The organism is Pseudomonas sp. zfem004 (genome assembly GCF_032621715.1).
In the GTDB taxonomy this organism is placed as follows: Bacteria; Pseudomonadota; Gammaproteobacteria; order Pseudomonadales; family Pseudomonadaceae; genus Aquipseudomonas; species Aquipseudomonas sichuanensis.
Map to the genome: position 1 here is coordinate 281,816 of NZ_JAVYJF010000002.1, position 25,344 is coordinate 307,159.

Here is a 25,344-nt window from a genome sequence, read left to right on the forward strand (position 1 = left end):
GATGTTCATGCAATTCGGTTTCGGCACACTGCTCGTGCTGGTGGCGCTACTGCTGCTGTCGGCGCTGCGCATCCTGCGCGAATACGAGCGCGGCGTGGTGTTCCAGCTGGGGCGCTTCTGGCAGGTCAAAGGCCCGGGGCTGATCATCCTGATTCCGGGGATCCAGCAGATGGTGCGGGTCGACCTGCGCACGGTGGTGCTCGACGTGCCGCCGCAGGACGTGATCACCCGCGACAACGTCTCCGTCAAGGTCAACGCGGTGCTGTACTTCCGTGTGCTCGACCCACAGAAGGCGATCATCCAGGTCGAGGACTTCCTCGCGGCCACCAGCCAGCTGGCCCAGACCACTCTGCGTGCGGTGCTTGGCAAGCACGAGCTGGACGAACTGCTGGCCGAGCGCGAGCAGCTCAACGGCGATATCCGCGAAGTGCTCGACGCGCAGACCGATGCCTGGGGCATCAAGGTGGCCAACGTCGAGATCAAGCATGTCGACCTGAACGAATCGATGATCCGCGCCATCGCCCGCCAGGCAGAAGCCGAACGCGAGCGGCGGGCCAAGGTGATCCACGCGGAGGGTGAGCTGCAGGCCTCGGAGAAGCTGATGCAGGCGGCGCAGATGCTGGGCAAGGAGCCTGGGGCGATGCAGCTGCGTTACATGCAGACGCTGGGCACCATCGCCGGGGACAAGAGCTCGACCATCGTCTTCCCGTTGCCGATCGACCTGCTCAAGGGGCTGGTCGACCGGCCACCGCAAAAATGACTCAGATCGGTGCGCGGCGCAGGGTGGCGAGGAAGGTCGCGGCGCCGATGAACAAGCCGGCGAAGGTACGGTTCATACGCTTTTGCTGCTTAGGCGTACGCAGCAGGCGCAGAACCCGCGAAGCCAGCCCGGTGTAGCCGGCCATCACCAGCAGGTCGACGCTGATCATGGTCACGGTGATCGCCAGGTACTGCGGCAGCAGCGCTGCATGGGGGTCGATGAACTGCGGCAGCACCGCGAGCATGAACACCAGTGCCTTGGGGTTGCTGACGTTGACCAGGAAACCGCGGAACACCAGGCTCAGCGGCTTGCCGATCGGCCGCACGCCGGACTCGTCGCTCATGTCCATCGGCAGTGCGCGCCATTGTTTGTAGGCGAGGAAAACCAGGTAGGCGACGCCGAACCATTTGATGAGCTGGAAGGCCGTGGCCGAGGCGGCGAGGACGGCGCCGACACCGGCGGCAATGATGGCGATCTGCAGGATCAGGCCCAGTTGCAGGCCCAGGGCGTTCCAGTAGCCACGCCAGAAACCGTACTGCAGGCCACTGGACATCGAGGCAATGGCCCCGGCACCCGGCGACAGGCTGATGACCCAGCACGCGGCAAAGAAGGCCAACCAGGTTTCCATCGACATCACACACCTCGCTCGAACGTTTGTTGCAAAACGTTAAGCTACGGTTTTGGCGAAAAAATAACCAGTGGTTTTTGCGGTGTCTGTGCGGGCCTCTTCGCGGGTAAACCCGCTCCCACAGGATGTGCGCAATACCAGTGGGAGCGGGTTTACCCGCGAAGGCGGCCGAACAGGCATCAACAATGCCTCAGTCAGCTTCGATGACAGAATCCTTGGCCACGGTCGCAACCTCAGCCCCACGCCAGCGCCGCACCGCCTTCTGGAAGAACTGGCTGTTCGGCACCTGCACCAGCGCCCCACCCGCCTCGGGGGTTTCCATCAGCGTGGTGTAGAGCAGGTTGATAGCAATCACCCGGCCCTTCACCCCTGGCTTGTCGGTGGTGTCGACCAGCTCGACCACATCGCCGATGCGAAATGGCCCGACAGTGAAGATCAGCACCGCGCACAGCAGGTTGGAAAGCACGCTCCAGATGGCGAAGAAGGCCACCGCCGCCACCGCGACAAAGCCCGACAAGGCCGTCCACAGCACCGTGGCGGACACGCCCATGCGCTCCAGCACGAACAGCAGGCCGCTGCCCATGATCAGCCAGCGCAGGGCGCCGCGCACCGGTACCATCAGCTCGTGCGGCAAGGGATAGCGTTCGCCCAGGCTCTTCAACCCGCGGGCGACCATGCGCTGCAGGACGAATGCAACGATCAGGATCAGCAGGATCTGCAACCCCAGCCAGAACGTGTCCATCCATTGCCCTGGCAGCAAGGAACGCAGCTCCTCCATCAGGACAGCGCCTCGAGCTCGGACTGCATGCTTTCCAGGGTTTCCAGCGCCTCCATCCAGGCCTCTTCCAGCTCGCCTTCGCGTTGCTTGAGCTTGGTCTGGCGGGCCAGCAGGTCGCGCAGCTCGTCCTTGCGTGCGGCCTCGTAGAGCCCGCTGTCGCCCAGCGCCGCCTCGATTTCCGCCAGCTGTGCATGCACCTGGTTGAGCTCGGCTTCGAGCTTGTCGGCGGCCTTCTTGTGCGGCGCCAACTGCTGACGCAGGGCGGCAGCGGCCTGGCGCTGAGCCTTCTTGTCGGTCTTGTCCGGGTTGACCGGCGCAGTACTGACGGGCGCGTTGCGCTGGCGGTACTCGACCAGCCAGCGGCTGTAGTCGTCGAGATCGCCGTCGAAGGTGTCGACCTTGCCGTCGGCCACCAGCAGGAAGTCGTCGGTGGTGCTCTTGAGCAGGTGACGGTCGTGGGAGACCACCACCACGGCACCTTCGAACTCCTGCAGGGCCATGGTCAGGGCCAGGCGCATCTCGAGATCGAGGTGGTTGGTGGGTTCGTCGAGCAGCAGCAGGTTGGGCCGTTCCCAGGCAATCAGCGCCAGGGCCAGGCGGGCCTTCTCGCCGCCGGAGAAATTGACCACCGGCTCGTCGACGCGGTTGCCGTGGAAGTCGAAACCACCGAGGAAGTCGCGCAGCGTCTGCTCACGTTCAGCGGGAGCGATGCGTTGCAGGTGCAGCAGCGGGCTGGCCTTGTCGTCCAACGAGTCGAGCTGGTGCTGGGCGAAGTAGCCGACGGCGAGGTTCTCGCCGCGCACCAGGCGACCGGCCAACGGCTGCAGCTCACCGGCCAGGTTCTTGATCAGCGTCGACTTGCCCGCGCCGTTGGGGCCGAGCAGGCCGATGCGCGCACCTGGCACCAACTGCAACTTGACCTTCTCGAGGATGGCCTTGTCGCCATAGCCCAGGCGGGCTTCGGACAGGTCGAGCAACGGGCTGGAGATTTTCTCCGACTCGCGGAAGACGAAGTCGAACGGCGAATCGACATGCGCCGCCGTCAGCTCTTCCATGCGTTCCAGGGCCTTGATCCGGCTCTGCGCCTGGCGGGCCTTGGTGGCCTGGGCCTTGAAGCGGGCAATGTACTTTTCCATGTGCGCGCGCTGCGCCTGCTGCTTCTCGTAGGCCTGTTGCTGCTGCGCCAGGCGTTCGGCGCGGGTGCGCTCGAAGGCGCTGTAGCCGCCCTTGTAGAGATTGAGCTTGCGCTGCTCGACGTGCAGCACATGGTCGACCACGGCGTCGAGGAAGTCGCGGTCGTGGGAGATCAGCAGCAGCGTGCCCGGGTAGCCTTTGAGCCAGTCTTCCAGCCACAGGATGGCATCGAGGTCGAGGTGGTTGGTCGGTTCGTCGAGCAGCAGCAGGTCGGACGGGCACATCAGCGCCTGGGCCAGGTTCAGGCGCATCCGCCAGCCACCGGAGAAGTCACCGACGCGGCGGTCCATCTGCTCGTTGGTGAAACCAAGGCCGGCCAGCAGCTTGCGCGCACGGGCGTCGGCGGTGTAGCCGTCGGCGCTGTCCAGCTCACTGTGCAGGCGTGCCAGCGCGGTACCGTCGTGCGCCTGTTCGGCAGCCGCCAGCTCGGCCTGGACCTTGCGCAGGCGCACGTCGCCATCGAGCACATAGTCCACGGCGATGCGCTCGAGGGTATCGACTTCCTGGCGCATGTGGGCGATGCGCCAGTCGCCCGGCAGCAGGCAGTCGCCGCCATCGGGCGACAGCTCACCGCGCAGCAAGGCGAACAGGCTGGATTTACCGGCGCCGTTGGCGCCGATCAGGCCGGCCTTGTGACCGGTGTGCAGGGTCATCTCGGCGCCTTCTAGCAGGCGCTGCGGACCACGCTGTAAAGTGAGGTTGGATAGTCTGATCATGATGGTCGCGGAGTCTACCAGCTTCGCTGACCACTGGCGCGAGTGAAACCATGCACACCGACCTGTGGAAACATGCCCTGGCGCTGTATGCGCGGCCGGGCGTCGAAGCGGCCTGCCTGACCCTGCAGGAGTTGGGCGGCGATGTTTGCCTGCTGCTCTGCGGCACCTGGCTGCAGGCCCGGGCCGTGGCCGTTGACGAAACACGCATCCAGGCGCTGCAGGCCGTCGCAGCCCCCTGGCAGCGGGACGTGGTCATGCCGCTGCGAACACTGCGCCGGCAATGGCGCGAACACGCACTGGACGACCCGCAATTGGCCGTGCTGCGCGAACAAGTGAAGGCGCTGGAGTTACAGGCTGAACGCACGCTGCTGGAGCGTTTGGCGTTGGTGGCGCAGGCCTGGCCTGCCGTAGCAGGTGACAGCGAAGGATGGTTGGCCCGGCTTGCACCGGCCCAGGCCCGCGACCACGACGCGCTGCAACAGCTGCGCGTCGCGGCCCGGGAGCTTCAGGAGGCCGTGGACGGCGACTGAGCCGGGGTGCTGGCGGGTGCTGCTGGTGTAGCCGGGCTGGCCGCTGCGGCAGGTGCTGCGTTGCCGGCAGGCGCTGCTGGCTTGCTGGCGACAGGTTTGGCAGCAGCGGGCTTGGCCGGGGCTTTGGCGGCAGCGGGCTTGGCGGCAGGTTTGGCTGGCGCCTTGGCAACGGCAGGCTTGGCTGCGGCAGGTTTCGCGGCCGGCTTGGCTGCGGCAGCTTTGACCGGGGCTTTGGCGGCAGCAGGTTTCGCGGCCGGCTTGGCGGCAGCAACTTTGGCCGGGGCTTTGGCAGCAGCAGGTTTGGCGGCCGGCTTGGCAGCGGCAGCTTTGGCCGGGGCTTTGGCAGCAGCAGGTTTGGCAGCCGGCTTGGCGGCGGCAGCTTTAGCCGGGGCCTTGGCAGCAGCAGGTTTGGCGGCCGGCTTGGCGGCGGCAGTTTTGGCCGGGGCCTTGGCAGCAGCAGGTTTGGCGGCCGGCTTGGCAGCGGCAGCTCTAGCTGGGGCTTTGGCAGCGGCAGGTTTGGCGGCCGGTTTGGCGGCGGCAGTTCTGGCCGGGGCTTTGGCAGCAGCTGGTTTGGCGGCCGACTTGGCTGCAGCTTTTGGCGCTGCGGCGCGCAGGTCGAGCGCCTTGCCCGCTGCTTCGCGCACCTTGCCGACGCCCTGGGCCAGTTTCAGGCTTTCCTGCGCATCACGCTTGAGTTGCTGAATATAAGTACGGGTCTGCGCCTGGCGATCCTTGAGCGACTCGAGCAGGCCTTCAAGTTCACCAGCGGCTTTCTGTGCCTTGCCTTGTGCCTTGGCTTTGCCGGCCTTGGCAGCGTCCTGCAACTTCAGGCGGGCACCGTGCAGTTTTTCCTGGGCCTTGCCGCGTTGTTTTTCCAACTTGGCCAACAGTTTCTCGGCATCCGCCAGCGCTTGAGAGCAGGCATCTTCCAGATGTTCGAGCAGGCTGCCCGAAAGTTGCTGAAGCAGGTGCAATGGCGTACTGACTGGCTTCTTTTTAGCCGACATGATTTACCTCCTGGCTGACGAGAGTGCGGCTCATACTATGCTTCTGCTGCTACCGCCGCTAGGGCATGTTGACAGTATCAGTAGCGCCGCGTTGCATGCCTGGGCAAAGTTGTTGTCTTGCAGCAAAAAACAAGTGTAGTTGGTCATTATTGTATTGCGGACATTTACACATATTCCGCTAACAAGGCTGGCATACTTCGCCCTCACTGCAGCAGGACTCGACCATGCCACGTTATCTGATGCTCGGCTTGTGCCTGGCGGCCCCGCTTGCGCTGGCCGCCCCCGAAAGTAATACCGACAACGACCTGGCCTACAGCATCGGCGCCAGCCTGGGCGAACGGCTGCGCCAGGAAGTGCCTGGCCTGCAACTCGATGCGCTGGTCGAAGGGCTGCGCCAGGCCTATCAGGGTCAGCCGCCGCGCATCGACAAATCGCGCATGCAAGCCATTCTGCAACAGCACGATGAACAGGCCAGCGCCGCCGCCCAACAAGCCGAAGTCGACAAGCAACTGGCCGCTGAAAAACGCTTCATGGCCGCGGAACGTGCGCGTGCGGGTGTACACGAATTGCCCGAGGGCATCCTCTACAGCGAGCTGGCCAGCGGCGCTGGCGCACAACCCAAAGCCAGCGGCAGCGTGCAGGTGCGGTATGTGGGCAAGCTGCCGGATGGCACAGTGTTCGACCAGAGCGAGAAACCGCAGTGGTTCAAGCTCAACTCGGTCATCGAGGGCTGGCAGGTGGCACTGCCAAAAATGAAGGCGGGGTCGAAATGGCGGCTGGTGATCCCTTCGGCGCAAGCCTATGGCGCCGAAGGTGCGGGCGACCTGATCGCGCCCTACACCCCCCTGGTGTTCGAGATCGAACTGCTGGCCGTGGCCGACTGAATCAGGCCTGCACCGCGTCCTCGACCTTGTGCGCGTTGTGCAGCACTTCGATCAGGCAGTCTTCCAGCTCGAAACGCTCGTGCAGTAGGCTGCCTAGCTTGCCTTGTTTTTCCGCGAAGCGTTCGGGGTCGGTGCACTCGCCCTTCTCGCAATGGTCGTTGAACGCCAAGGCGATCTGAGTGATGTCATTGATGCGAGGGTTGATCTCTTCTGCCAGCTTGAGGGCTTTCTCGTCGTCGAATGCCTTGGCTTCGGCCACCAACTGCTCACACACTTCGAAGTGCCAGGCCGATACGTAATCGACCAGCACCGCGCAGAACTCTCGGCTCTTGTCCTTGTCGGCAAAGGCCGGCTTGGCATCGCGCAAGGCGCGGAAGGCTTGCACCAATTCCTGGCGCTCCTCCAGCCAACGATCGATCAGCTTGTGAACACCGCCCCAGCGTTCCTGGGCGTTCTGGCAACTATCGAGCATGGCGATCTCTTCCCTTCTGGGTAGATGCCGCTGCACCTCGCGACACAAGTGCGTGGCACAAAGGTGACATCAGCAGGACGGCATCGTGCAGTTGTGATTTCGGTATCCGTGCTGGGAGATTATTCCCGTGCGACTTGGCCTTCAAGGTACGCAGCACACAAAGTTCATACAAGCGTTTAATCCCTTTCCCACACACCGTTGGTCGAGCAATACCTTGCGCATTGCGTTGGATCAACCCGCCGCGCCCTGGCGCAGCCGATACGCCAGTAGCCACGACAGCGGCAATGCAGCGAGCAGCAGGAATGCCAGCAGGCTCCACTCCGGCAAGGTCAGGTCGAGGAAGCTCCAGCTGATGGATACGCAATCCGGGCTACCGAGCAACAGCAAGCTGGCGATTTCGCCAATCGGCAGCTGCAGCAGTTGCGTCACCGGCAGATGGCAATCCACCACCGGCAGCTGCTCGCCTTGCAACCAGACATGCCGCCCGGCCAGCAGCGCGCCGCCGAGCGCGCACAGCAGCGTCAGCCACGCATAACCGCGCAGGCCGCGTACCCCCGGCAAATGAATGACTGCCATCAGGCTGATCAGCGCGTACAGCCCGAGCATCAGGCGCTGGCTGAAGCACAGCGCGCAAGGCACCAGGCCAACGATGGACTCCAGGCGAAACGACGCCACCAGCACGGCGAACGAGGCCAGGAAAGCGGGAAGGAACAAGCTGCGCAAGCAGGCCAGCGACATGGGCAATGGATGTCCGCGAAAGGAAAAAGTGACTTGAAACGGTAGAGGAAAGGGGCGCTTTGTATCAAGGCGCTACAGCGGGGACAAGTCGCTGATTAGCAACGAATCAATGCTGCGTAAGGTAGGAATAATCCGGCGACTGGCGGAGAAAAGTCACTCAACCACATGAAGATGTGAAACAGCTTGCCAAGCCCGCACCAGCGTGCGGGCTTGGCAAGCTATCAGGCCTGAACGCCCTCGGGCAGCGGCAGGGCCAGCAGGCGCTCGTCGAGCAGCCCCAGCCCCTCCTGGAACAACTGGTTGCTGCGCTCGGTCTCGCCCAGCCCGGCCAACAGCCGCGCCAGTTCGGCGCAGGTTTCCGGGTTGCGCTGCAGTCGCAGGCTGCTTTCCAGGTAATCACGGGCCTTGCCCCACAAGCGGTTTTGCAGGCTCAGGCGGCCGAGGGTCAGCAGCAGGCTGGGGTCCTGCGGATGGTCTTTCAACCAGCCTTCGGCGGCCTGCAGTTGCCGCGCCGGGTCATCGCCGCGCACCAGGCCATATAGGCGCGCCAAGTGGCTTTCGTAATTGCGCTTGAGCGCGCCGAGCAACACCTGCTCGGCCTCACCCTGGGCACCCAGCTGGCGCAGTTGCTCGGCGTAGGCCAGCACCAGCCCTGGCTCCTGGCGCTGCGCCGCGGTGAGCTGCTGCCAGGCGCGCTCCAGCGCCTGGCGCGCGGTCTGTGGGTCGGTGCCACGGGTCACCGCCAGGCCAAGGTTCTGGCCCCAGGCGCGCCGCTCGAGCTCGGCCAGTTCGTTGGCCGGCAGCACCTTGTGCTTGCGCAGGTCGGGCAGCAGACGGATCAGCGCCGGCCAGTCATCGCGCTCCAGGTGCAGACGCTGCAGCAGGCGCAATACCTGGGCGTTGTTCGGATGACGCTCCTGCATGGCCTGCAGCGCTTCGAGTGCGCCCTCGCTTTCACCACGGTCCATCTGCAACTGGGCATGAGTCAGGGCAATGGCCAGTTCGGCCTGGGGCTGACGCTCCAGCGCACGCTCGAGCAGGTTGTCGCGGTCTTCGACACGGCCCTGCTCGTTGGCGGCGCGGGCGGCGCCAAGGTAGTAAAGCAGGGGTTGCCGTTCGGATTCGGCGGCGCGCTGCAGATGGCGCTGGGCGCTGCTCCAGCGCCCTTCGGCCAGGTCCAGCTGGCCTTGCTCGATGGCGATCCGGGTACGTCGGCCACGGTTGCGCCGCGACCAGGGGTTGACCACGCCACTGGAGGTCAGCACCAGCCCGATCAGGTAGCGCAGCACCAGCAGCAACACGACGATGCCGACCAGCGCCCCCAGTGCCGCCCACAGCCCCGACTGATAGCGGAAGCCGCCGTAGGCGATCAGCACGTAGCCGCTGTGCTTGGCGATGGCGATGCCCAGCGCTGCGGCGACGACGATCGCCAGCACCGCCAGCAGGTAGACGCGCTTCATGGCTTGGCCCCTTCAGCTTCAGCCGGCAGGTGGCGACGCTGGATGTAGGCCTGCACGGCGGCCAGGCTCTCGCTGAGGTCTGGGGTCACCACCGACACCGGTTGCTCGGCCAGCTGGTTGAGGCTGTCGAGCATGGCTTTGCTTTGCGGGTTATCGGGGTTGAAGTTGGCCAGCAGCACGCTGCGCGCATCGTCCAGCGCCTGGGTGTAGACCTTGGCTTCGCCGTTGAGCGCGGCCCACTGGGCCTGCTCGATGGTCAGGCTGAGCGCCAGGCGCAATTGGTTGAGCGACTGCCCGGACAGCAGCGGGCGCACGTTGTCGTCGGCGTTGAACTCGATCTGGAAGTACTTGGAGAGCTCCGCCCACCACTGCGACCAGCGGCTGGCGCCGTCACCGTCGGCGGTGAGTGCGCCCATGGCATCGGCGTTACTCTCGAACTCCGGCGACTGGGCACTGAGCTGCTGCACTTGTTCACGCTGGGCGGCGAGCTTGAGGAACAGCCCGGTGCGGTCCGGCTGCTGGGTGCTGTTGAGCGTGGCCAGGCTGCGCGCCAGTTGTTCGCGGGCGGCGAAGGCCCCTGGGTCGCTCTGCTCGCGGAGGATCTCGTCGGCGCCCTCGACCAGCGCCTTGGCGCTGGCGATGTCCTGCAGTGCCGAAAGGCGCAGCGTGGCCAGGCGCAGCAAGTGTTCGGCCTCGGCCAGGCGCCATTCCTTGCGGCTTTCGCCGAGCGCGGTTTCAAGGCGCTGGCTCAGGCGCTGCTGGTCGCCCTGCAGTTGCGCCACCAGCCGCCGACGGTCCTCCAGCTCGCTGGCTGCGGGCAGGCTGGCCAGTTGTGCGGTGAGCTGCTGCTCGCGTTGCTGCAACGCATCGGCCCGCTGGTTGAGCGCTTGCAGGTGCTCGCCCTGGCCCTGTTCGCTGCCTTGCAACTGGCGCACCTGCCAGGCACCCCAGCCGCCGATCGCGACCCCGGCGGCGCCCAGCAGCAGGGCCAGCACCGCCACGCCGCTGCCTGAGCGTCGAACGGGTTCGGTAGTGGTTTGCGGCGCCTCGGGCACCGATTTCTGTTCAGTGTGGGGCAAGACCGTTTCGCTCACGTATCCATCCTTTGCATGGCGGCGCATCGCTCAAGCTTAGCGCCTTAAGGGGCAGGTACAGCGGTTCGCTGCACGGCTGCCAGCAAGGCCGCGGCACTGGCGCCACGGCAATCCACAATCTGTCGGGCGCCCAACGCGCGGGCCTGTTCGGCGACCCGCGGGCTGGGCACGAACAAGGGCAGGCATGAAAGCCGTGGCCAGTCCGTTCCCGCTATCTGCTGCAAGTGTTCAAGACCCTGCCCACTGCTGACCACCAGGCCATTGAGGCGTTCCCCATCGACGCGGCGCGCCAGCGTGCCCGCCGGATAGTGCGGCAGGCAGCGGCGATACAGTTCCAGATAATCGACACTAGCACCTTGCTCCGCAAGACGCTCGGCCAGCAGTTCGCGACCTCCCACGCCACGGACGATCAAGACACGGGGCACAGGCCGAGCGATGGCCTCGCGCAGGGCCGGCAGGCCAAGCAAGGCCTCGCTGTCATCGCCGCTCGCCGGGAAGGTTACCTGCAGCCCGCGGCCCTGGAGGACTCGCGCCGTCGCCTCGCCCACCGTGAACCAGCCCGCAGGCGGTGGCACGATGCCGGCCTGGTCGAGCTGCTCGAGCAGCAGGCGCGCAGCCGGCTTGCTCACCACGATGATCGCCTGCACCTGGGCGATGCCGCGCAGGCGCTGGAGCTGCGCCGTGTCCGGCTCTATCGCTTCGATCGCCAGCAACGGCAGGCTGGCACTGGCGATGCCCGCCTCTGCCAGTGACTGCGCCAGTGCCGCACAGTCCTCTTCAGGGCGGGTCAGCAGCAGGCGCCAGGGGCTCACGGGTGGCCGGCCTCGCCGTAGACTTCCTTGAGGATCGCCTCGGCGCCCTGGCCGAGCAGGTCCTCGGCAACCTGCACGCCCAGCGCCTCGGCGTTGGCGCGCGGGGCGCGGGCATCGGCCACCAGCAGGGTGCCGCCGGATGGCTGGCCGACCAGGCCACGCAGCCACAACTGCTCGCCCTCGAGCACCGCGTAGCAGGCGATGGGCACCTGGCAACCACCGTTCAGGCGCTTGTTCAGGGCACGTTCGGCAACCACCCGGTCGGCGGTATCGACATGGTGCAGCGGCGCCAGCAGCGCATGGATCTCGCTGTCGGCGCTGCGGCACTCGATGCCCACCGCACCCTGGCCACCGGCCGGCAGGCTGTCGTCGACGCTGATGGTGTCGGTGATGCGGTCCTCGAAGCCCAGGCGGATCAGGCCGGCGGCGGCGAGAATGATGGCGTCGTACTCGCCGGCGTCGAGCTTGGCCAGGCGGGTGTTGACGTTGCCGCGCAGGAAGCGGATCTGAAGGTCGGGGCGGCGCGCCAGCAACTGGGCCTGGCGACGCAGGCTGGAGGTGCCGACGATGCTGCCGGCCGGCAGGGCGTCGAGGCTTTGGAAGGTATTGGAAACGAAGGCATCGCGCGGGTCTTCACGCTCGCAGATGCAGTACAGGCCCAGGCCTTCGGGGAAGTCCATGGGCACGTCCTTCATCGAGTGCACGGCGATGTCGGCTTCGTTGTCGAGCAGGGCGGTTTCCAGTTCCTTGACGAACAGGCCCTTGCCGCCGATCTTCGCCAGCGGCGCGTCGAGCAGCTTGTCACCGCGGCTGACCATCGGCACCAGGGTGACCAGCAGGCCAGGGTGGGCCTGCTCCAGGCGGGCTTTTACGTATTCGGCCTGCCACAGGGCCAAGGCACTTTTACGGGTGGCAATACGGATTTCGCGAGTGGACATGAAACGCCCCGAGCCAGAGAAATGCCGCTGATGATAACAGCTCCTCCAGTTGTGCCCGCAGATTCAGATCAGCAATCCGTGCTGGCCCTTTCGCGGGTAAACCCGCTCCCACAGGATTGCGATCAATCCTGTGGGAGCGGGTTTACCCGCGAAAGAATCGGGAAGGTCTCAGTGCAGCGATTGCATCATCTTGCGCACGCCGGCCACATGGCGCCGGCTGACGGTCAGCGCGTCGCCGTCCAGGCCTTTGAGATAGAGCTGGAAATGCCCAAGCGGCGTGCGTTGCAGGCGCTCGATGCGCTCGCGGGCCACCAGGGCGTTGCGGTGGATACGCACGAAGCGCTCGCCGAACTCGTCCTCCAGCGCCTTGAGCGGTTCATCGAGCAGGACCTCGCCGGCCTCGTGGCGCAGGGTGACGTACTTGTGATCGGCGATGAAATAGATGACCTGCGGCAGGGGGATCAGCTCGATGCCCTTGCGCGTGCGGGCACTGATGTGGCTGCGTGGGCCGCCGGTTTCACCGGCAGGCCGGGTCAAGGCCGCCAACTGGGCGCGATTGGGTTTTTCTGCGCGGCGCAGCGCGTCGCGCAAGGTCTGGGGCTGGATCGGCTTGTCGACATGGCTGAGGGTGCTTTCCTTGAAAGCCTGGCTGCCGTATTCATCATCGCCGGTGCAGAACACCACGGCAGGCGGCGCCTCGCGCTCGCACAGCCGCGCGGCGACCTGCAGGCCATCGAGGCCCGGCATGCCGATATCGAGCAACACCACGTCGGGCTTGAGGCTTTCGATCAATGCCAGGGCCTCCTCGCCGTTGGTGGCGCTGGGCTCCATCACGGTGTAGCCCTCCAGCTCGCCGAGCAGCCGGCTCAGGCGTTCGCGGGCTTGGGGTTCGTCATCAACGATCAGGACATTCATAATTGCGCTGGATTCCTGAGTGAGTCTCGCACGGGTATAGCGTAGACAGGTGTGGGGTGACTGGTAAGCGGTCACGCTACAGACCGGTGCGAAGGCCAAAGATTCACTGGCCTGGCAGATTCACCGCCAGTCCTTTGTCCAACTGTAGACGGTCCGTGGAACACTGCCGTTCAATCGTTGAATCTGCCATGCACCCGCCCTATCAGACGATTCTCTCGACCAGCGCCCCTGCGGTGGCGGGCGCAACCCTGCTATGATCGCGGCACTTTTTTCGTTCACGCCTTCAACGAGTGAATCCATGAGCACCGACAAGACCAATCAGTCCTGGGGCGGCCGCTTCAGTGAGCCCGTCGACGCCTTCGTCGCCCGTTTCACCGCCTCGGTCGATTTCGACAAGCGCCTGTACCGCCACGACATCATGGGTTCGATCGCCCACGCCACCATGCTGGCGCAGGTCGGCGTGCTCAGCGATGCCGAGCGCGACACCATCATCGATGGCCTGAAGACCATCCAGGGCGAGATCGAGGCCGGCAGTTTCGACTGGCGCGTCGACCTGGAAGACGTGCACATGAACATCGAGGCACGCCTGACCGACCGCATCGGCATCACCGGCAAGAAGCTGCACACCGGCCGTAGCCGCAACGACCAGGTAGCCACCGACATCCGCCTGTGGCTGCGCGACGAGATCGACCTGATCCTGGCCGAGATCACCCGCCTGCAGCAGGGCCTGCTGGAGCAGGCCGAGCGCGAAGCCGAGACCATCATGCCCGGCTTCACCCACCTGCAGACCGCCCAGCCGGTGACCTTCGGCCACCATCTGCTGGCCTGGTTCGAAATGCTCAGCCGTGACTACGAGCGCCTGGTCGACTGCCGCAAACGCGCCAACCGCATGCCCCTGGGCAGCGCTGCGCTGGCCGGCACCACCTACCCGATCGACCGCGAACTGACCTGCAAGCTGCTGGGCTTCGAAGCCGTGGCCGGCAACTCGCTGGACGGCGTTTCGGACCGCGACTTCGCCATCGAATTCTGCGCTGCCGCCAGCATCGCGATGATGCACTTGTCGCGCTTCTCCGAAGAGCTGGTGCTGTGGACCAGCGCCCAGTTCCAGTTCATCGACCTGCCCGATCGCTTCTGCACCGGCAGCTCGATCATGCCGCAGAAGAAGAACCCGGACGTACCCGAGCTGGTGCGTGGCAAGAGCGGCCGTGTGTTCGGCGCCCTGACCGGCCTGTTGACCCTGATGAAAGGCCAGCCGCTGGCCTACAACAAGGACAACCAGGAAGACAAAGAGCCGCTGTTCGACGCCGCCGACACCCTGCGCGACTCGCTGCGCGCCTTTGCCGACATGATCCCGGCGATCAAGCCCAAGCACGCGATCATGCGTGAAGCGGCCCTGCGCGGCTTCTCCACCGCCACCGACCTGGCCGACTACCTGGTGCGCCGTGGCCTGCCGTTCCGTGATTGCCACGAGATCGTTGGCCATGCCGTGAAATATGGCGTCGACACTGGCAAGGACCTGGCCGAAATGAGCCTGGACGAGCTGCGCCAGTTCAGCGACCAGATCGAGCAGGACGTGTTTGCCGTATTGACGCTGGAAGGCTCGGTCAATGCCCGTAACCACATCGGCGGTACCGCGCCGGCGCAGGTGCGTGCAGCCGTGGTGCGCGGCAAGGCGTTGCTGGCTTCGCGTTAAGCGATTAGCCGTAGGACCAATCGCGGGGCATGCCCGCTCCCACGCCTTCTATGAAAGGTGTGGGAGCGGGCATGCCCCGCGATCGTTTCCGGCCTTAGCGCTTGCCGCTTTTAACCATTTCCAGGAACGCCGGCATCGCCACGTCCTTGTCCGCCACGATCCGCGCCATATGCGGGTTGTCGCCCAGCAACCGCAGCAGCGCCTTCGCTTGCGGGAAGTCCTCCAGGAAATCGATGTTCAGCACCTTCTTGCCCACCAGACAAGCCAGGTCCACCGAGAAGGCGAACATCAGGTCGGCGATAGTCAGCTGCTCACCCGCCACATAAGGCGCGAACTTGCCATTGCGCTTGAGGGTGGCAAAGCCTGCCAGCAGGTCGGCCCGCGCCCGCTCCTTGATCAGCGGCTCCACCGCCGCGCCGAAGAACGCCTCGGCGTAGCAGGTACGCGCCGGCAGCTCGATATACAGCTCGATTTCCCTGAGCAGCTCGCGGACCTTGGCCTGGCCGAAGGCATCGGCGGGCAGCAGCGCCTTGCCGGGCTGGGTCTGCTCGATGTAGTCGAGGATCACACCGGTCTCGCTGAGAAAACCATGCTCGGTCTCCAGCACCGGCACCTTGCCGCGCGGGCTCACCGCCAGGGCCTGGGGCGCCTGGCCGCCGAAGAACAGCACTTCTTCGAACGGCAAGCCTTTCTCCAGCAGCGCCAGCTTGACCATGTTGTAGTAGTTGCTGACCGCGAATCCATGAAGCTTGAGCATTGAGACAGCCTCCAGGCCGTGTGGGGATGGCCGGGCTGTTATAGCGCCCTTACCCAACCATGGCCAGCGTCATGGGCGCGGTCGATGGCCGGGCATTGCCGAAGCGGGCATGGCACACTGTGCACCTCACCACAGGAGCACCGCCATGAGCGAACCCCAAGACATCGACAGCAATGATGAAGAAGACTTCGCCGAGGCCACACTGACCCAGGCCATCGAAAACCAGATCGAAAGCGGCGAACCGCCCGCGGCCAAGGCCACGTTCAACAAGCTGACCCTGGTCGGCTACGAGCGTGAAGACATCCTCAACCTCATGGCCCACGTGCTGGCCATCGAGATCGACGCCATGCTCGACGAAGACCGTGCGTTCGACACCGAGTGGTACGAAACCGCCCTGCGCGCTTTGCCGGAGCTGCCTCCTGAGGCGGATCAAGGCGACATCGAGTAACCCTGACTACACTCCTGACTTCATCCTTGTCTGGAAGTCAGGAGTCGCCCTATGTCCTTCACCCCCGAACTGATCGCCGAACTGGAAGTACTCGCCCTGTTCAACCTGGGCAATCACCAGGAAGGCATCAAGGTTGGCAGCCATGCCTCCCCCGCCCTTATCGCCGCTGCCCAGCGCCTGTATGAAAAAGAGCTCACCGACCAGCCGGATGGTGGCTACCTCACCAGCCTGGGCAACGATGCCGCCGAAAGCGTCCAGTTGCTCCTGACCATCCTCAAGGCGCCACAGCCGGCCTGATTTCGCCAAGCCCGCCCTCACGTCTCGTGGGAGCGGGCTTGCCCCGCGATATGCCGCAAACAGGCGCTGTAAATCTGACGCCAAAAAGCCACCAACCCCTTATCCGACCGCATCACTCAGGCTAAACTCGCCACTGCTCCGCAGCCCGCCTGAGTGCGCAATGAACCACCCTCACGAAATTCGCCCCGACATCGCCCAAGGCATCGACCGCAAGGAGCTGTCGCGGCTGCGTGCGCGCTTCCTGAAGGTCAGCCAGGGGCGCCTGGGGCGAGCCATGGAAGGGCTGTCGACGCGCCAGCAACAGGTCATCACGCTGTTGCCGCTGTTCTTCCACGTCAACCATCCACTGCTGCCAGGCTATGTATCGGGTACCACGCCCGCCGGTGTCTCGGGCTTCGAACCCGATGCCGAATTGCTGGCCGAAGCCCAGCGCCTGACCCGCTCGTTCACCTACAAGGCCCGCCACGGCAACCCACCGCAACCGATCCACGGGCTGTTCCTGATGGGTAGCCTGGGCACCCTGGCCCAGGCCGAGCAAAGCGACATGGATGTGTGGGTGTGCCACGCCGCGGACCTGAGCGAGCAGGCCCTGGGCGAATTGCGGCGCAAATGCCAGCTGCTCGAGGCCTGGGCGGCCAGCCAGGGGGCCGAGGTGCACTGCTTCCTGATCGATGCGCAGGGCTTCGTCCAGGGCGCGCGTGACAGCCGGCTCAGCTCGGACGACTGCGGCACCACCCAGCACTACCTGCTGCTCGACGAGTTCTACCGCACTGCGATCTGGCTGGCCGGGCGCACCCCGCTGTGGTGGCTGGTGCCGGTCTACCAGGAGCACAACTACCGCGACTACACCCAGACCTTGCTGTCCAAGCGCTTCATTCGGGCCCGTGACGATATCGACCTGGGCCACCTGGCGCACATTCCCCAGGAGGAATACGTGGGCGCCGGGCTGTGGCAGCTGTTCAAGGGCATCGACTCGCCCTACAAGTCGCTGCTCAAGCTGCTGCTCACCGAGGTCTACGCCAGCGAACACCCACAGGTGCGCTGCCTGAGCCTGGACTTCAAGCAGGCGGTGTTCGCCAACCAGCTGGAGCTGGACGCGCTCGACCCCTACGTGATGGTCTACCGGCGCATCGAAGCTTACCTGCTGCAACGCGGCGAAACCGCCCGCCTGGAACGGGTGCGGCGCAGCCTGTACCTGAAAGTGAACAAGAAGCTCAGCAACCTCGCCTCGCGCAGCGGTGGCTGGCAACGCCGCCTGCTGGCGAAGCTGGCCGAGGAGTGGGGCTGGGACGAGCGCCAACTGGCCCTGCTCGACAGCCGCAGCCAATGGAAGGTGCGCCAGGTGGCCGTCGAGCGCCGTGAGCTGGTGGCCGAACTCAACCACAGCTACCGCTTCCTCAGTGAGTTTGCCCGCACCCAACAGGCCGACAGCCGCGCCGACCCGCGCGAACTCAACGTGCTCGGCCGGCGCCTGTACGCCGCCTTCGAACGCCGCGCCGGGAAGATCGAAGTGATCAACCCGGGTATCGCCCCGGACCTGGCCGAAGACACCCTGACCCTGGTGCAGTCGGCCAACCGCAAGGAGCCCGGCACGCATCACTGGGGGCTGTACAACGGCAACCTGGGGGTGCACGAATGGGAGCACTTCAGCCCGATCAAGCGCTGCCGCGAACTGCTCGAACTGCTCACCTGGGCCCACCGCAACGGGGTGATCGACAGCAGCACGCGGATTGCTCTGCACCCGGGGGTAAGCGATCTCAATGATTTCGAGCTGTTCAACCTGATCGGCAGCCTGCAGCAGAGCATCGTGCTGCCGCTGGAGACGGTCAGTGAGGCTCGCCTGCTGCAACCGAGCGTGGCCGACGAAATCCTTTTGCTGGTCAACGTCGGTGTCGACCCGCTGCGCCACCACCGCGACCTGAACATCCTGATGACCACCGAGCGCACCGACTCGCTCAGCTACGCCGGGGTGCGCGAAAACCTGGTGCTGACCCTCGACCAGATCACCCTCAACAGTTGGAACGAGGTGCTGGTGCAGCGCTATGACGGCAAGCATGCCCTGATGCGCTGCCTGCGTGACCACCTCAACAGCCTTGGCCGGCGTGGCCACCGCCCGCGGCTGCGGGTGCGCTGCTACTGTCACAACCGCGCCCAGGCCATCGGTCAACGGGTAGAAGAGATCTTCGCGACCGCGCAACGGCTGCTAGACCAAGGCCTCAACCACCGTTACCTGTTGCAGGTGGCCCAGCACACCCATGTGCTGGAGCTGCTGCCGGGGCAGGTCAGCCTGGCTACCCTCGACGGCCACGATGCCGTGCTGGCGGCGCTGGGCGAGGTCCGCAGCGCCTACAGCCCACTGCACCTGGACACCAACGCGCTGCAGGACCACGACCTGCCGCTGGTCCTGGAGCAAGGCCGGCCAGGCTGTATCCAGGTGTTCTACCGCCTGCTCGATGGCTGGGCCGACCTGTATGTGCTGGATGAGCACAACGTGCTGTGGCAGCAGCGCGTGGCGCTGCAGGACGAGCATCACCTGTTGTTGCCACTGCATCGCTTTTTGCAGTCGATGGTGATCCGCCGCGATGCCCAACTGCCACTGGAGAGCCTGCAGCAAGCGGCGCTGGAGATCACCTATTGCCAGTTGCTGCCTTCAGGCCTGGGCAAGGCTCGCAGCCTGGAGCCACGCCAGGCGCCGCTGGACGGCCGCAGCCAGCCTTACTACGAGGTCCAGGCGATTGTGCAGGGCGGTGCGGGCGGCGCCGTGCACGTCACGCTCTATTGCGATCAGCAGGAGTATTCCGAGCTGGAACACGGCGACCAGCTGTATGCCGTGGTCGCCCGGCAGATCCTGCGCCAGCGCCACGGCGCCAGCAGCTACCGCTGCTACATCACCGACCTGGACCTGTCCGATCTGCTGGGCGACGACCCAGGTTCGACGAGCCTGTGCCTGCGCTACAAGCGCGAGCTCGAGCAAGCCTTGAACGATGGCCTGGAGCAACTGCAGGCGGCGCTGGAGCCCTGAGGCCCAAGGCCTGCGTCAGAGGTCGAAATCACCCGCCGCTTCCGGCTGGTATTCCACGGCCAGCAGTTCGAGCTTGAGGGTCTTGCCAGCGGGGGCCGGCCAGTCGATCTGGTCACCCACCGACAGCCCCAGCAACGCACAACCGATCGGCGCCAGGATGGAAACATTGCCTTCCGGGCCGGCGTCCTTCGGATAGACCAGGGTCAGGTGGTAGTCCTTGCCGCTGGCGATCTCGCGGCAGTGCACGCGCGAGTTCATGGTCACCACGCCAGCCGGCACCTCTTCGTGACCGACCACCTGTTCGGCGCGGTCCAGCTCGTCCTGCAGGGCGAGCACACCCGGGGTGCTTTCATCGAGGCTGTCGATCAGGCGCTCGAGACGCTGTACGTCCAATCGGGTGAGGGTGAGGGAAGGCTTGGTGCTCATGATCCAGTCAGACTCCTTTGAACAGGCAATTTGCTTGAGGCAGATAAAGCAAAACCCCGCCCAAGGGCGGGGTTTGTGAATGCTGTGGCGTCACCGACGCAAGACCCGACACTACCACAGCAGGGCAAATACTCAAGCCCGCAGCATCAATAGGGTTATGCCTGGGCCTGCGCTTTCAGGGCCAGGGCCTCGCGGCAGATCTGCCGGCGCCGGTCGTCGTCGGCCGCACGCCACTCGCGGATATGCTCGACATGGCGATGACAGCCGGTGCAGACCTTGTGTTCATCGAGGCGGCACACGCTGATGCAGGGTGACGGCACGGCAGGGCTGACATTGCTGTACAGCGGCTTAGGGGGCCGAGGCTGGCTGCTCATATCAGATTTCGTCGAAGTCCAGCTTCTCGCCGGCACGTTCCCAGACGATGCGTTCGAGCATCTCGCCGAGCAGTTCCTCGGTTTTCTCGCAGGTCCACTTGCCGTTCTCTTCGTCGTAGTCGAAGTGGAAACCGCCGGACTTGTCCGCCAGCCACAATTGGCGCAGTGGCTCCTGGCGGCTGAAGATCAGCTGGCTGCCGTTGTCGAACTTGATGGTCAGGACACCGGCAGAGTTTTCCATGTCCAGGTCCAGACCGCTCTCGTCGAACAGGTCTTCCAGGGCCTGTTGGGTCGCGTCGACCAGGTCGTGGAAACGCGCTTCGCTCAAACTCATGTGCATGGACCTCGAAAAATGACTGTGTTGCAAGCAAGGCGGGGAAGATACGGGCGCCAGCAGTTGAATGCAAAGACTAGCGGATGCCTGGGCGGCCCCCTTCGCGGGTAAACCCGCCCCCACAACGCTCCCGTGGGCGCGGGTTTACCCGCGCAGGAGCGGCACCGAAAGCTCAAGAATAACGCCGCCCGGCGGGCCGGTCCTTGCATAGGCAATCGGGTGGTCGCTCGGTATACTCGGGCGCAATACTGCTTATTTCAAAGGATTTCACCAATGAAGCGCCTGATTTCCTCCCTCGCGGCGCTGGTCGCGGTTGCCTGCCTCGTTTCGGCCTGCGGTCAGAAGGGCCCCCTGTACCTGCCGGAAGACGGCAAGGACGGCAAAGGCCCGAGCAAGTCGCACCAGCAGCACAAGCACGCCCAGCCGGCCGAACAGCAAGACGAGCTGGAGCAGCCCGAGCAGACTCCCGCGCAGTAAGGAAATCCCATGGATGCATTCAACTACCGTGGCGGCGAGCTGTTCGCGGAAGGGGTGGGCCTGACAGCCATCGCCGAGCGTTTCGGTACCCCCACCTACGTGTATTCGCGCGCCCACATCGAGGCCCAGTACCGTAGCTATACCGATGCCCTGCAGGGTGTCGAGCACCTGGTCTGCTTCGCGGTCAAGGCTAACTCCAACCTCGCCGTGCTGAACCTGCTGGCGCGGATGGGTTCGGGCTTCGACATCGTCTCCGGCGGTGAACTGGAGCGCGTACTGGCAGCCGGCGGGCGGGCCGATCGCGTGGTGTTCTCCGGTGTCGGCAAGACCCGCGAAGACATGCGTCGTGCCCTGGAAGTCGGCGTGCACTGCTTCAACGTCGAATCCACCGACGAGCTCGAGCGCCTGCAAGTGGTAGCCGCCGAGCTGGGCAAGGTGGCCCCGGTGTCGCTGCGGGTGAACCCGGATGTCGATGCCGGCACCCACCCGTACATCTCCACCGGCCTCAAAGAGAACAAGTTCGGTATCGCCATCGCCGATGCCGAAGCCATCTACGTGCGCGCCGCGCAGTTGCCAAACCTGGAAGTGGTCGGCGTCGACTGCCACATCGGTTCGCAGCTGACCACCGTCGAGCCGTTCCTCGATGCGCTGGACCGCCTGCTGGTGCTGGTCGATCGCCTTGCCGAATGCGGCATCCACCTGCGCCACCTGGACCTGGGCGGCGGTGTCGGTGTGCGTTACCGCGATGAGCAGCCGCCATTGGTGGCCGACTACATCAAGGCCATCCGCGAACGCGTCGGCGACCGTGACCTGGCCCTGGTGTTCGAACCGGGCCGCTACATCGTGGCCAACGCCGGCGTGCTGCTGACCCGCGTGGAATACCTCAAGCACACCGAGCACAAGGACTTCGCCATCATCGATGCGGCGATGAACGACCTGATCCGCCCAGCCCTGTACCAGGCCTGGATGGGCGTCAGTGCGGTCAGGCCCCGTGAAGGTGAAGGCCGGGCCTACGACCTGGTCGGACCGATCTGCGAGACCGGCGACTTCCTGGGCAAGGACCGTGTGCTGAACCTGGCCGAAGGCGACCTGCTGGCCGTGCAGTCCGCCGGCGCCTATGGTTTCGTCATGAGCTCGAACTACAACACCCGTGGCCGCTGCGCCGAAGTACTGGTCGATGGCGACCAGGCCTTCGAAGTGCGTCGCCGCGAAACCATCGCTGAACTGTTCGCCGGCGAAAGCCTGCTGCCGGAGTGAACCCATGCTGCTGCGCTTTACTAAAATGCACGGGCTTGGCAACGACTTCATGGTCCTCGACCTGGTCAGCCAGCACGCGCATATCCAGCCCAAGCATGCCAAGCAATGGGGTGATCGCAACACCGGTATCGGCTTCGACCAACTGCTGATCGTCGAAGCGCCGAACAATCCGGACGTGGACTTCCGCTACCGGATCTTCAACGCCGACGGCTCCGAGGTCGAGCAATGCGGCAACGGCGCGCGCTGCTTCGCCCGCTTCGTGCTGGACAAACGCCTGACCGCGAAAAAACGTATCCGCGTCGAAACCAAGAGCGGCATCATCGAGCTGGACGTGCGCAACGACGGCCAGATCTGTGTCGACATGGGCCCGCCGCGTTTCGTCCCGGCCGACATCCCGTTCATCGCCGATGAGCAGGCTTCGAGCTACCCGCTGGAAGTCGACGGCCAGGTGCACCAGATCGCTGCCGTGTCGATGGGCAACCCGCATTCGGTGCTGCGCGTCGATGACGTGCGCAGCGCGCCGGTGCATGAACTGGGACCGAAGATCGAGCACCATCCGCGCTTCCCGCAGCGGGTCAATGCCGGCTTCATCCAGGTCATCGACCGCCACCGCGCCAACCTGCGGGTGTGGGAGCGCGGCGCGGGCGAGACCCAGGCGTGCGGCACCGGCGCTTGCGCCGCCGCCGTCGCGGCCATCGCCCAGGGCTGGATGGACTCGCCGGTGACCATCGACCTGCCCGGCGGGCGCCTGAGCATCGAGTGGGCTGGCCCCGGCCAGCCGGTATTGATGACCGGCCCGGCCGTACGTGTATTCGAAGGACAGGTTCGTCTTTAAGCGAGTAGCCGCCATGACTGAACAGCCGCACGTTGTACCCGAGCTCGACGCCGACGCGGTGGTCGCCTACCTGCGCGCCCACCCCACGTTCTTCGCCGAGCATGACGAGCTGCTGATCGAGCAGCGCATCCCCCACCAGCGCGGCGACAGCGTGTCGCTGGTGGAGCGCCAGCTCAAGCTGCTGCGTGACCGCAACATCGAAATGCGCCATCGCCTGTCGCAACTGATGGACGTGGCCCGCGACAACGACCGGCTGTTCGACAAGACCCGCCGGCTGATCCTCGACCTGCTGGATGCCGGCAGCCTGGAAGAAGTGGTGATGGCCGTTGAAGACAGCCTGCGCCAGGAGTTCAAGGTGCCCTTCGTCAGCTTGATCCTGTTCGGCGAGAACGCCGCGCCGGTCGGCCGCTGGGTGTCCGGCAGCGAGGCCCAGCAGGCCATCGGCGGGCTGATCGGTGGCGGCAAGACCATCAGCGGCAGCCTGCGCGAGCACGAGCTGGCCTTCCTGTTCGGCAATGACCAGCACAAGGAAGTCGGTTCCAGCGCCGTGGCCACCCTCGAGTACCAGGGCCTGCATGGCGTGCTGGCGATCGGCAGCCGCGACCCGCAGCACTACAAGAGCAGCGTCGGCACCCTGTTCCTCAGCTACATCGCCGAAGTGCTGGGCCGCGTGGTGCCGCGCTTCACCCAGACGCTACGCTCGGTGCGCTGATGGAAACCCAGCTGGAGGCTTATTGCGCGCACCTGCGCAACGAGCGCCAGGTGTCCGAACACACCCTGCTGGCCTACCGCCGCGACCTGGAAAAGGTCATTGCCTACTGCAACAGCCAAGGCATTGGCGGCTGGCCGGCGCTGCAAGTCCAGCAAATGCGCCAACTGGTGGCGCGCCAGCACCATCACGGGCAGTCCTCACGCAGCCTGGCACGCCTGCTTTCGGCGGTGCGCGGGCTGTACCGCTACCTCAACCGCGAAGGCCTGTGCCAGCACGATCCGGCCGATGGCCTGGCGCCCCCCAAGGGCGAGCGGCGCCTGCCCAAGGTGCTCGACACCGACCGCGCGCTGCAGCTGCTCGATGGCGGCGTCGACGATGACTTCATCGCCCGGCGTGATCAGGCCATCCTCGAACTGTTCTACTCCTCCGGCCTGCGCCTGTCGGAACTGGCCGGCCTCGACCTCGAGTACCTCGACCTGGCCGCCGGGCTGGTACAGGTGCAAGGCAAGGGCAGCAAGAGCCGCGTACTGCCGGTCGGACGCAAGGCGCGCGAGGCGCTGCAGGCGTGGCTGCGCCTGCGTGGCATCGGCGGGCCCCGGGACGGCGCGGTGTTCATCACCCGCCAGGGCAAGCGCCTCAGCCCGCGGGCCATTCAGCTGCGGGTCAAGACCGCCGGCGAGCGCGAGCTTGGCCAGCACCTGCATCCGCACATGCTTCGCCATTCCTTCGCCAGCCACCTGCTGGAATCGTCCCAGGACCTGCGCGCGGTACAGGAAATGCTCGGCCACGCCGACATCAGTACCACGCAGATCTACACCCACCTGGACTTCCAGCACCTGGCCGCGGTGTACGACAGCGCCCACCCTCGGGCCAAACGCAGCAAAGGCACAGACTCATGAGCATCAAGCTGATCACCTTCGACCTGGACGACACGCTGTGGGACACCGCGCCAGTCATCGCCACTGCCGAGATCGTCCTGCGCGACTGGCTCGCCGCCAATGCACCGGTGCTTGGCGCGGTGCCGGTCGAGCACCTGTTCGCCATCCGTGAGCGCCTGGTGCAGGTCGAGCCCGGCCTCAAACACCGCATCAGCGCCCTGCGCAGGCGTGTGCTGTTCCACGCCCTGGAAGAGGTCGGCTACAGCGAGAAGCACGCCCAGGAACTGGCCAACGAAGGCTTCGAGGTGTTTCTCCATGCGCGGCACCAGGTCGAGGTGTTTCCCGAGGTACAGCCGGTGCTGGAGATCCTGCGCCACCAGTACACGCTCGGGGTGGTCACCAATGGCAACGCCGACGTGCGCCGGCTCGGGCTGGCGGACTACTTCCGCTTTGCACTGTGCGCCGAGGATCTGGGCGTAGGCAAGCCGGATCCGGCACCGTTCATGGAGGCCCTGAAACTGGGTGGCGTGGACGCAGGGGCGGCGGTGCACATCGGCGACCACCCAGGCGACGACATCGCCGGGGCACAACGGGCCGGGTTGCGCGCGGTGTGGTTCAACCCACAGCACAAGGCCTGGGCGGGCGAGCAAGCGCCGGATGCCGAGATTCAGCGGTTGTCGCAGTTGCCCGACGTACTCGCCCGCTGGCGCTGACCGGGGCCGCTTTGCGGCCCAATCGCCGGCAAGCCGGCTCCCACAAATTGGACTGCCCCCAAGAAGTTGGACACCAATCCAACCCTTGGGGGATTTATGGGCAAGTACACCGAGCGCTTCAAGCTCATAGCCATCAGCGCCTACCTAGAAGGCAACAATGGCTTCAGGAAGGTAGCGCAGCATTTTGGTATCGAT

At 65.3% G+C, this 25,344-nt stretch carries 28 protein-coding genes; 13 read left to right on the forward strand and 15 right to left on the reverse strand.

Features of this window, described 5'->3' with window-relative positions; translation table 11 throughout:
• Position 1 precedes the first annotated feature (1 nt).
• Positions 2–760, forward strand: a complete 759-nt coding sequence (locus RTH46_RS03525) for a slipin family protein (RefSeq protein WP_153785568.1) — start codon at positions 2–4, stop codon at positions 758–760.
• A 1-nt stretch (position 761) separates the two neighbouring features.
• On the opposite strand, the gene RTH46_RS03530 is transcribed toward RTH46_RS03525, so the two are convergent.
• The 3 genes from RTH46_RS03530 to RTH46_RS03540 all read right to left on the reverse strand — a co-directional run bounded on the left by RTH46_RS03530 (position 762) and on the right by RTH46_RS03540 (position 4,076).
• On the reverse strand, positions 762–1,394 hold the full coding sequence (locus RTH46_RS03530; protein ID WP_153785567.1) for a LysE family transporter: 633 nt from the start codon (positions 1,392–1,394) through the stop codon (positions 762–764).
• 184 nt (positions 1,395–1,578) lie between these two features.
• Complete coding sequence (locus RTH46_RS03535) at positions 1,579–2,166, reverse strand: mechanosensitive ion channel family protein (protein ID WP_153785566.1); 588 nt, start codon at positions 2,164–2,166, stop codon at positions 1,579–1,581.
• On the reverse strand, positions 2,166–4,076 hold the full coding sequence (locus tag RTH46_RS03540; RefSeq protein ID WP_153785565.1) for an ATP-binding cassette domain-containing protein: 1,911 nt from the start codon (positions 4,074–4,076) through the stop codon (positions 2,166–2,168). Before RTH46_RS03540 ends, RTH46_RS03535 begins: the two co-directional genes overlap by 1 nt.
• Before the next feature lie 50 nt (positions 4,077–4,126).
• Between RTH46_RS03540 and RTH46_RS03545 the strand changes: the two genes are divergently transcribed.
• Positions 4,127–4,606 carry a TIGR02444 family protein gene (locus RTH46_RS03545; protein ID WP_316905056.1) on the forward strand — a complete coding sequence of 160 codons (480 nt, stop codon included), beginning with the start codon at positions 4,127–4,129 and terminating at the stop codon, positions 4,604–4,606.
• On the opposite strand, the gene RTH46_RS03550 is transcribed toward RTH46_RS03545, so the two are convergent.
• Positions 4,582–5,613 carry an AlgP family protein gene (locus RTH46_RS03550; RefSeq protein WP_316905057.1) on the reverse strand — a complete coding sequence of 344 codons (1,032 nt, stop codon included), beginning with the start codon at positions 5,611–5,613 and terminating at the stop codon, positions 4,582–4,584. The genes RTH46_RS03545 and RTH46_RS03550 overlap by 25 nt on opposite strands.
• Before the next feature lie 224 nt (positions 5,614–5,837).
• On the opposite strand from RTH46_RS03550, the gene RTH46_RS03555 reads away from it, so the two are divergent.
• Complete coding sequence (locus RTH46_RS03555; protein ID WP_153787511.1) at positions 5,838–6,497, forward strand: FKBP-type peptidyl-prolyl cis-trans isomerase; 660 nt, start codon at positions 5,838–5,840, stop codon at positions 6,495–6,497.
• A gap of 1 nt (position 6,498) precedes the next feature.
• On the opposite strand, the gene rsd is transcribed toward RTH46_RS03555, so the two are convergent.
• From rsd to RTH46_RS03590, 7 genes are all read right to left on the reverse strand, one after another.
• The gene (gene rsd / locus RTH46_RS03560; RefSeq protein WP_153787512.1) at positions 6,499–6,969 is read right to left on the reverse strand and encodes a sigma D regulator; all 471 of its coding nucleotides are present in this window, start codon (positions 6,967–6,969) and stop codon (positions 6,499–6,501) included.
• Between the two features lie 231 nt (positions 6,970–7,200).
• Positions 7,201–7,707 carry a disulfide bond formation protein B gene (locus tag RTH46_RS03565; protein WP_316905058.1) on the reverse strand — a complete coding sequence of 169 codons (507 nt, stop codon included), beginning with the start codon at positions 7,705–7,707 and terminating at the stop codon, positions 7,201–7,203.
• Positions 7,708–7,928: 221 nt separating this feature from the next.
• Entirely contained in the window at positions 7,929–9,167 is a 1,239-nt protein-coding gene (locus RTH46_RS03570) for a heme biosynthesis protein HemY (protein ID WP_316905059.1), read from the reverse strand.
• The gene (locus RTH46_RS03575; protein WP_316905060.1) at positions 9,164–10,261 is read right to left on the reverse strand and encodes a uroporphyrinogen-III C-methyltransferase; all 1,098 of its coding nucleotides are present in this window, start codon (positions 10,259–10,261) and stop codon (positions 9,164–9,166) included. Before RTH46_RS03575 ends, RTH46_RS03570 begins: the two co-directional genes overlap by 4 nt.
• Before the next feature lie 44 nt (positions 10,262–10,305).
• Complete coding sequence (locus RTH46_RS03580; protein WP_153787515.1) at positions 10,306–11,073, reverse strand: uroporphyrinogen-III synthase; 768 nt, start codon at positions 11,071–11,073, stop codon at positions 10,306–10,308.
• The gene (gene hemC, locus RTH46_RS03585) at positions 11,070–12,011 is read right to left on the reverse strand and encodes a hydroxymethylbilane synthase (protein ID WP_153787516.1); all 942 of its coding nucleotides are present in this window, start codon (positions 12,009–12,011) and stop codon (positions 11,070–11,072) included. The genes RTH46_RS03580 and hemC overlap by 4 nt, the downstream gene beginning before the upstream one ends.
• 168 nt (positions 12,012–12,179) lie before the next feature.
• Complete coding sequence (locus RTH46_RS03590; protein WP_153787517.1) at positions 12,180–12,926, reverse strand: LytR/AlgR family response regulator transcription factor; 747 nt, start codon at positions 12,924–12,926, stop codon at positions 12,180–12,182.
• A gap of 298 nt (positions 12,927–13,224) precedes the next feature.
• Between RTH46_RS03590 and argH the strand changes: the two genes are divergently transcribed.
• Complete coding sequence (gene argH / locus RTH46_RS03595; protein ID WP_153787518.1) at positions 13,225–14,619, forward strand: argininosuccinate lyase; 1,395 nt, start codon at positions 13,225–13,227, stop codon at positions 14,617–14,619.
• Between the two features lie 94 nt (positions 14,620–14,713).
• On the opposite strand, the gene RTH46_RS03600 is transcribed toward argH, so the two are convergent.
• A complete protein-coding gene (locus RTH46_RS03600; RefSeq protein WP_316905061.1) occupies positions 14,714–15,376 on the reverse strand; it encodes a glutathione S-transferase in 663 nt (220 codons plus the stop codon).
• A 145-nt stretch (positions 15,377–15,521) separates the two neighbouring features.
• Here RTH46_RS03600 and RTH46_RS03605 point away from each other — a divergent pair, with 145 nt between their 5' ends.
• The 3 genes from RTH46_RS03605 (at position 15,522) to RTH46_RS03615 (ending at position 19,143) form a co-directional block, all read left to right on the forward strand.
• Complete coding sequence (locus tag RTH46_RS03605; protein ID WP_110996528.1) at positions 15,522–15,824, forward strand: hypothetical protein; 303 nt, start codon at positions 15,522–15,524, stop codon at positions 15,822–15,824.
• Positions 15,825–15,875: 51 nt separating this feature from the next.
• Positions 15,876–16,121 (forward strand): TIGR02647 family protein, encoded by a 246-nt coding sequence (locus RTH46_RS03610; protein WP_153787520.1) that lies wholly within the window; start codon positions 15,876–15,878, stop codon positions 16,119–16,121.
• 160 nt (positions 16,122–16,281) lie between these two features.
• A complete protein-coding gene (locus RTH46_RS03615; protein WP_316905062.1) occupies positions 16,282–19,143 on the forward strand; it encodes a class I adenylate cyclase in 2,862 nt (953 codons plus the stop codon).
• 15 nt (positions 19,144–19,158) lie between these two features.
• On the opposite strand, the gene rnk is transcribed toward RTH46_RS03615, so the two are convergent.
• The 3 genes from rnk to cyaY form a co-directional block, all read right to left on the reverse strand.
• On the reverse strand, positions 19,159–19,569 hold the full coding sequence (gene rnk / locus RTH46_RS03620; RefSeq protein WP_153787522.1) for a nucleoside diphosphate kinase regulator: 411 nt from the start codon (positions 19,567–19,569) through the stop codon (positions 19,159–19,161).
• A 155-nt stretch (positions 19,570–19,724) separates the two neighbouring features.
• The gene (locus RTH46_RS03625) at positions 19,725–19,943 is read right to left on the reverse strand and encodes a DUF1289 domain-containing protein (protein WP_153787523.1); all 219 of its coding nucleotides are present in this window, start codon (positions 19,941–19,943) and stop codon (positions 19,725–19,727) included.
• A 1-nt stretch (position 19,944) separates the two neighbouring features.
• Positions 19,945–20,277 (reverse strand): iron donor protein CyaY, encoded by a 333-nt coding sequence (cyaY, locus tag RTH46_RS03630; RefSeq protein WP_153787524.1) that lies wholly within the window; start codon positions 20,275–20,277, stop codon positions 19,945–19,947.
• 273 nt (positions 20,278–20,550) lie between these two features.
• Between cyaY and lptM the strand changes: the two genes are divergently transcribed.
• The 6 genes from lptM to RTH46_RS03660 are packed head-to-tail and all read left to right on the forward strand — an operon-like array spanning position 20,551 to position 25,149.
• Complete coding sequence (gene lptM, locus RTH46_RS03635; RefSeq protein WP_153787525.1) at positions 20,551–20,754, forward strand: LPS translocon maturation chaperone LptM; 204 nt, start codon at positions 20,551–20,553, stop codon at positions 20,752–20,754.
• Positions 20,755–20,763: 9 nt separating this feature from the next.
• Positions 20,764–22,011, forward strand: coding sequence for a diaminopimelate decarboxylase (gene lysA, locus RTH46_RS03640; protein ID WP_153787526.1), 1,248 nt, complete (start codon positions 20,764–20,766; stop codon positions 22,009–22,011).
• 4 nt (positions 22,012–22,015) lie between these two features.
• Positions 22,016–22,846 (forward strand): diaminopimelate epimerase, encoded by an 831-nt coding sequence (gene dapF, locus RTH46_RS03645; RefSeq protein ID WP_153787527.1) that lies wholly within the window; start codon positions 22,016–22,018, stop codon positions 22,844–22,846.
• 13 nt (positions 22,847–22,859) lie between these two features.
• Entirely contained in the window at positions 22,860–23,558 is a 699-nt protein-coding gene (locus tag RTH46_RS03650) for a DUF484 family protein (protein ID WP_125857046.1), read from the forward strand.
• A complete protein-coding gene (gene xerC / locus RTH46_RS03655) occupies positions 23,558–24,457 on the forward strand; it encodes a tyrosine recombinase XerC (protein ID WP_153787528.1) in 900 nt (299 codons plus the stop codon). The genes RTH46_RS03650 and xerC overlap by 1 nt, the downstream gene beginning before the upstream one ends.
• Positions 24,454–25,149 carry an HAD family hydrolase gene (locus tag RTH46_RS03660; RefSeq protein ID WP_316905063.1) on the forward strand — a complete coding sequence of 232 codons (696 nt, stop codon included), beginning with the start codon at positions 24,454–24,456 and terminating at the stop codon, positions 25,147–25,149. The genes xerC and RTH46_RS03660 overlap by 4 nt, the downstream gene beginning before the upstream one ends.
• The last annotated feature ends 195 nt before the right edge of the window (positions 25,150–25,344 follow it).

Bases quoted from the DNA above. Each gene is read 5' to 3' on its own strand.
- RTH46_RS03525 (WP_153785568.1), top strand. From the start codon at position 2: ATGTTCATGCAATTCGGTTTCGGCACACTGCTCGTGCTGGTGGCGCTA.
- RTH46_RS03530 (WP_153785567.1), bottom strand. From the start codon at position 1,394: ATGTCGATGGAAACCTGGTTGGCCTTCTTTGCCGCGTGCTGGGTCATC.
- RTH46_RS03535 (WP_153785566.1), bottom strand. From the start codon at position 2,166: ATGGAGGAGCTGCGTTCCTTGCTGCCAGGGCAATGGATGGACACGTTC.
- RTH46_RS03540 (WP_153785565.1), bottom strand. From the start codon at position 4,076: ATGATCAGACTATCCAACCTCACTTTACAGCGTGGTCCGCAGCGCCTG.
- RTH46_RS03545 (WP_316905056.1), top strand. From the start codon at position 4,127: ATGCACACCGACCTGTGGAAACATGCCCTGGCGCTGTATGCGCGGCCG.
- RTH46_RS03550 (WP_316905057.1), bottom strand. From the start codon at position 5,613: ATGTCGGCTAAAAAGAAGCCAGTCAGTACGCCATTGCACCTGCTTCAG.
- RTH46_RS03555 (WP_153787511.1), top strand. From the start codon at position 5,838: ATGCCACGTTATCTGATGCTCGGCTTGTGCCTGGCGGCCCCGCTTGCG.
- rsd (WP_153787512.1), bottom strand. From the start codon at position 6,969: ATGCTCGATAGTTGCCAGAACGCCCAGGAACGCTGGGGCGGTGTTCAC.
- RTH46_RS03565 (WP_316905058.1), bottom strand. From the start codon at position 7,707: ATGTCGCTGGCCTGCTTGCGCAGCTTGTTCCTTCCCGCTTTCCTGGCC.
- RTH46_RS03570 (WP_316905059.1), bottom strand. From the start codon at position 9,167: ATGAAGCGCGTCTACCTGCTGGCGGTGCTGGCGATCGTCGTCGCCGCA.
- hemC (WP_153787516.1), bottom strand. From the start codon at position 12,011: ATGTCCACTCGCGAAATCCGTATTGCCACCCGTAAAAGTGCCTTGGCC.
- RTH46_RS03590 (WP_153787517.1), bottom strand. From the start codon at position 12,926: ATGAATGTCCTGATCGTTGATGACGAACCCCAAGCCCGCGAACGCCTG.
- argH (WP_153787518.1), top strand. From the start codon at position 13,225: ATGAGCACCGACAAGACCAATCAGTCCTGGGGCGGCCGCTTCAGTGAG.
- RTH46_RS03600 (WP_316905061.1), bottom strand. From the start codon at position 15,376: ATGCTCAAGCTTCATGGATTCGCGGTCAGCAACTACTACAACATGGTC.
- RTH46_RS03605 (WP_110996528.1), top strand. From the start codon at position 15,522: ATGAGCGAACCCCAAGACATCGACAGCAATGATGAAGAAGACTTCGCC.
- RTH46_RS03610 (WP_153787520.1), top strand. From the start codon at position 15,876: ATGTCCTTCACCCCCGAACTGATCGCCGAACTGGAAGTACTCGCCCTG.
- RTH46_RS03615 (WP_316905062.1), top strand. From the start codon at position 16,282: ATGAACCACCCTCACGAAATTCGCCCCGACATCGCCCAAGGCATCGAC.
- rnk (WP_153787522.1), bottom strand. From the start codon at position 19,569: ATGAGCACCAAGCCTTCCCTCACCCTCACCCGATTGGACGTACAGCGT.
- RTH46_RS03625 (WP_153787523.1), bottom strand. From the start codon at position 19,943: ATGAGCAGCCAGCCTCGGCCCCCTAAGCCGCTGTACAGCAATGTCAGC.
- cyaY (WP_153787524.1), bottom strand. From the start codon at position 20,277: ATGAGTTTGAGCGAAGCGCGTTTCCACGACCTGGTCGACGCGACCCAA.
- lptM (WP_153787525.1), top strand. From the start codon at position 20,551: ATGAAGCGCCTGATTTCCTCCCTCGCGGCGCTGGTCGCGGTTGCCTGC.
- lysA (WP_153787526.1), top strand. From the start codon at position 20,764: ATGGATGCATTCAACTACCGTGGCGGCGAGCTGTTCGCGGAAGGGGTG.
- dapF (WP_153787527.1), top strand. From the start codon at position 22,016: ATGCTGCTGCGCTTTACTAAAATGCACGGGCTTGGCAACGACTTCATG.
- RTH46_RS03650 (WP_125857046.1), top strand. From the start codon at position 22,860: ATGACTGAACAGCCGCACGTTGTACCCGAGCTCGACGCCGACGCGGTG.
- xerC (WP_153787528.1), top strand. From the start codon at position 23,558: ATGGAAACCCAGCTGGAGGCTTATTGCGCGCACCTGCGCAACGAGCGC.
- RTH46_RS03660 (WP_316905063.1), top strand. From the start codon at position 24,454: ATGAGCATCAAGCTGATCACCTTCGACCTGGACGACACGCTGTGGGAC.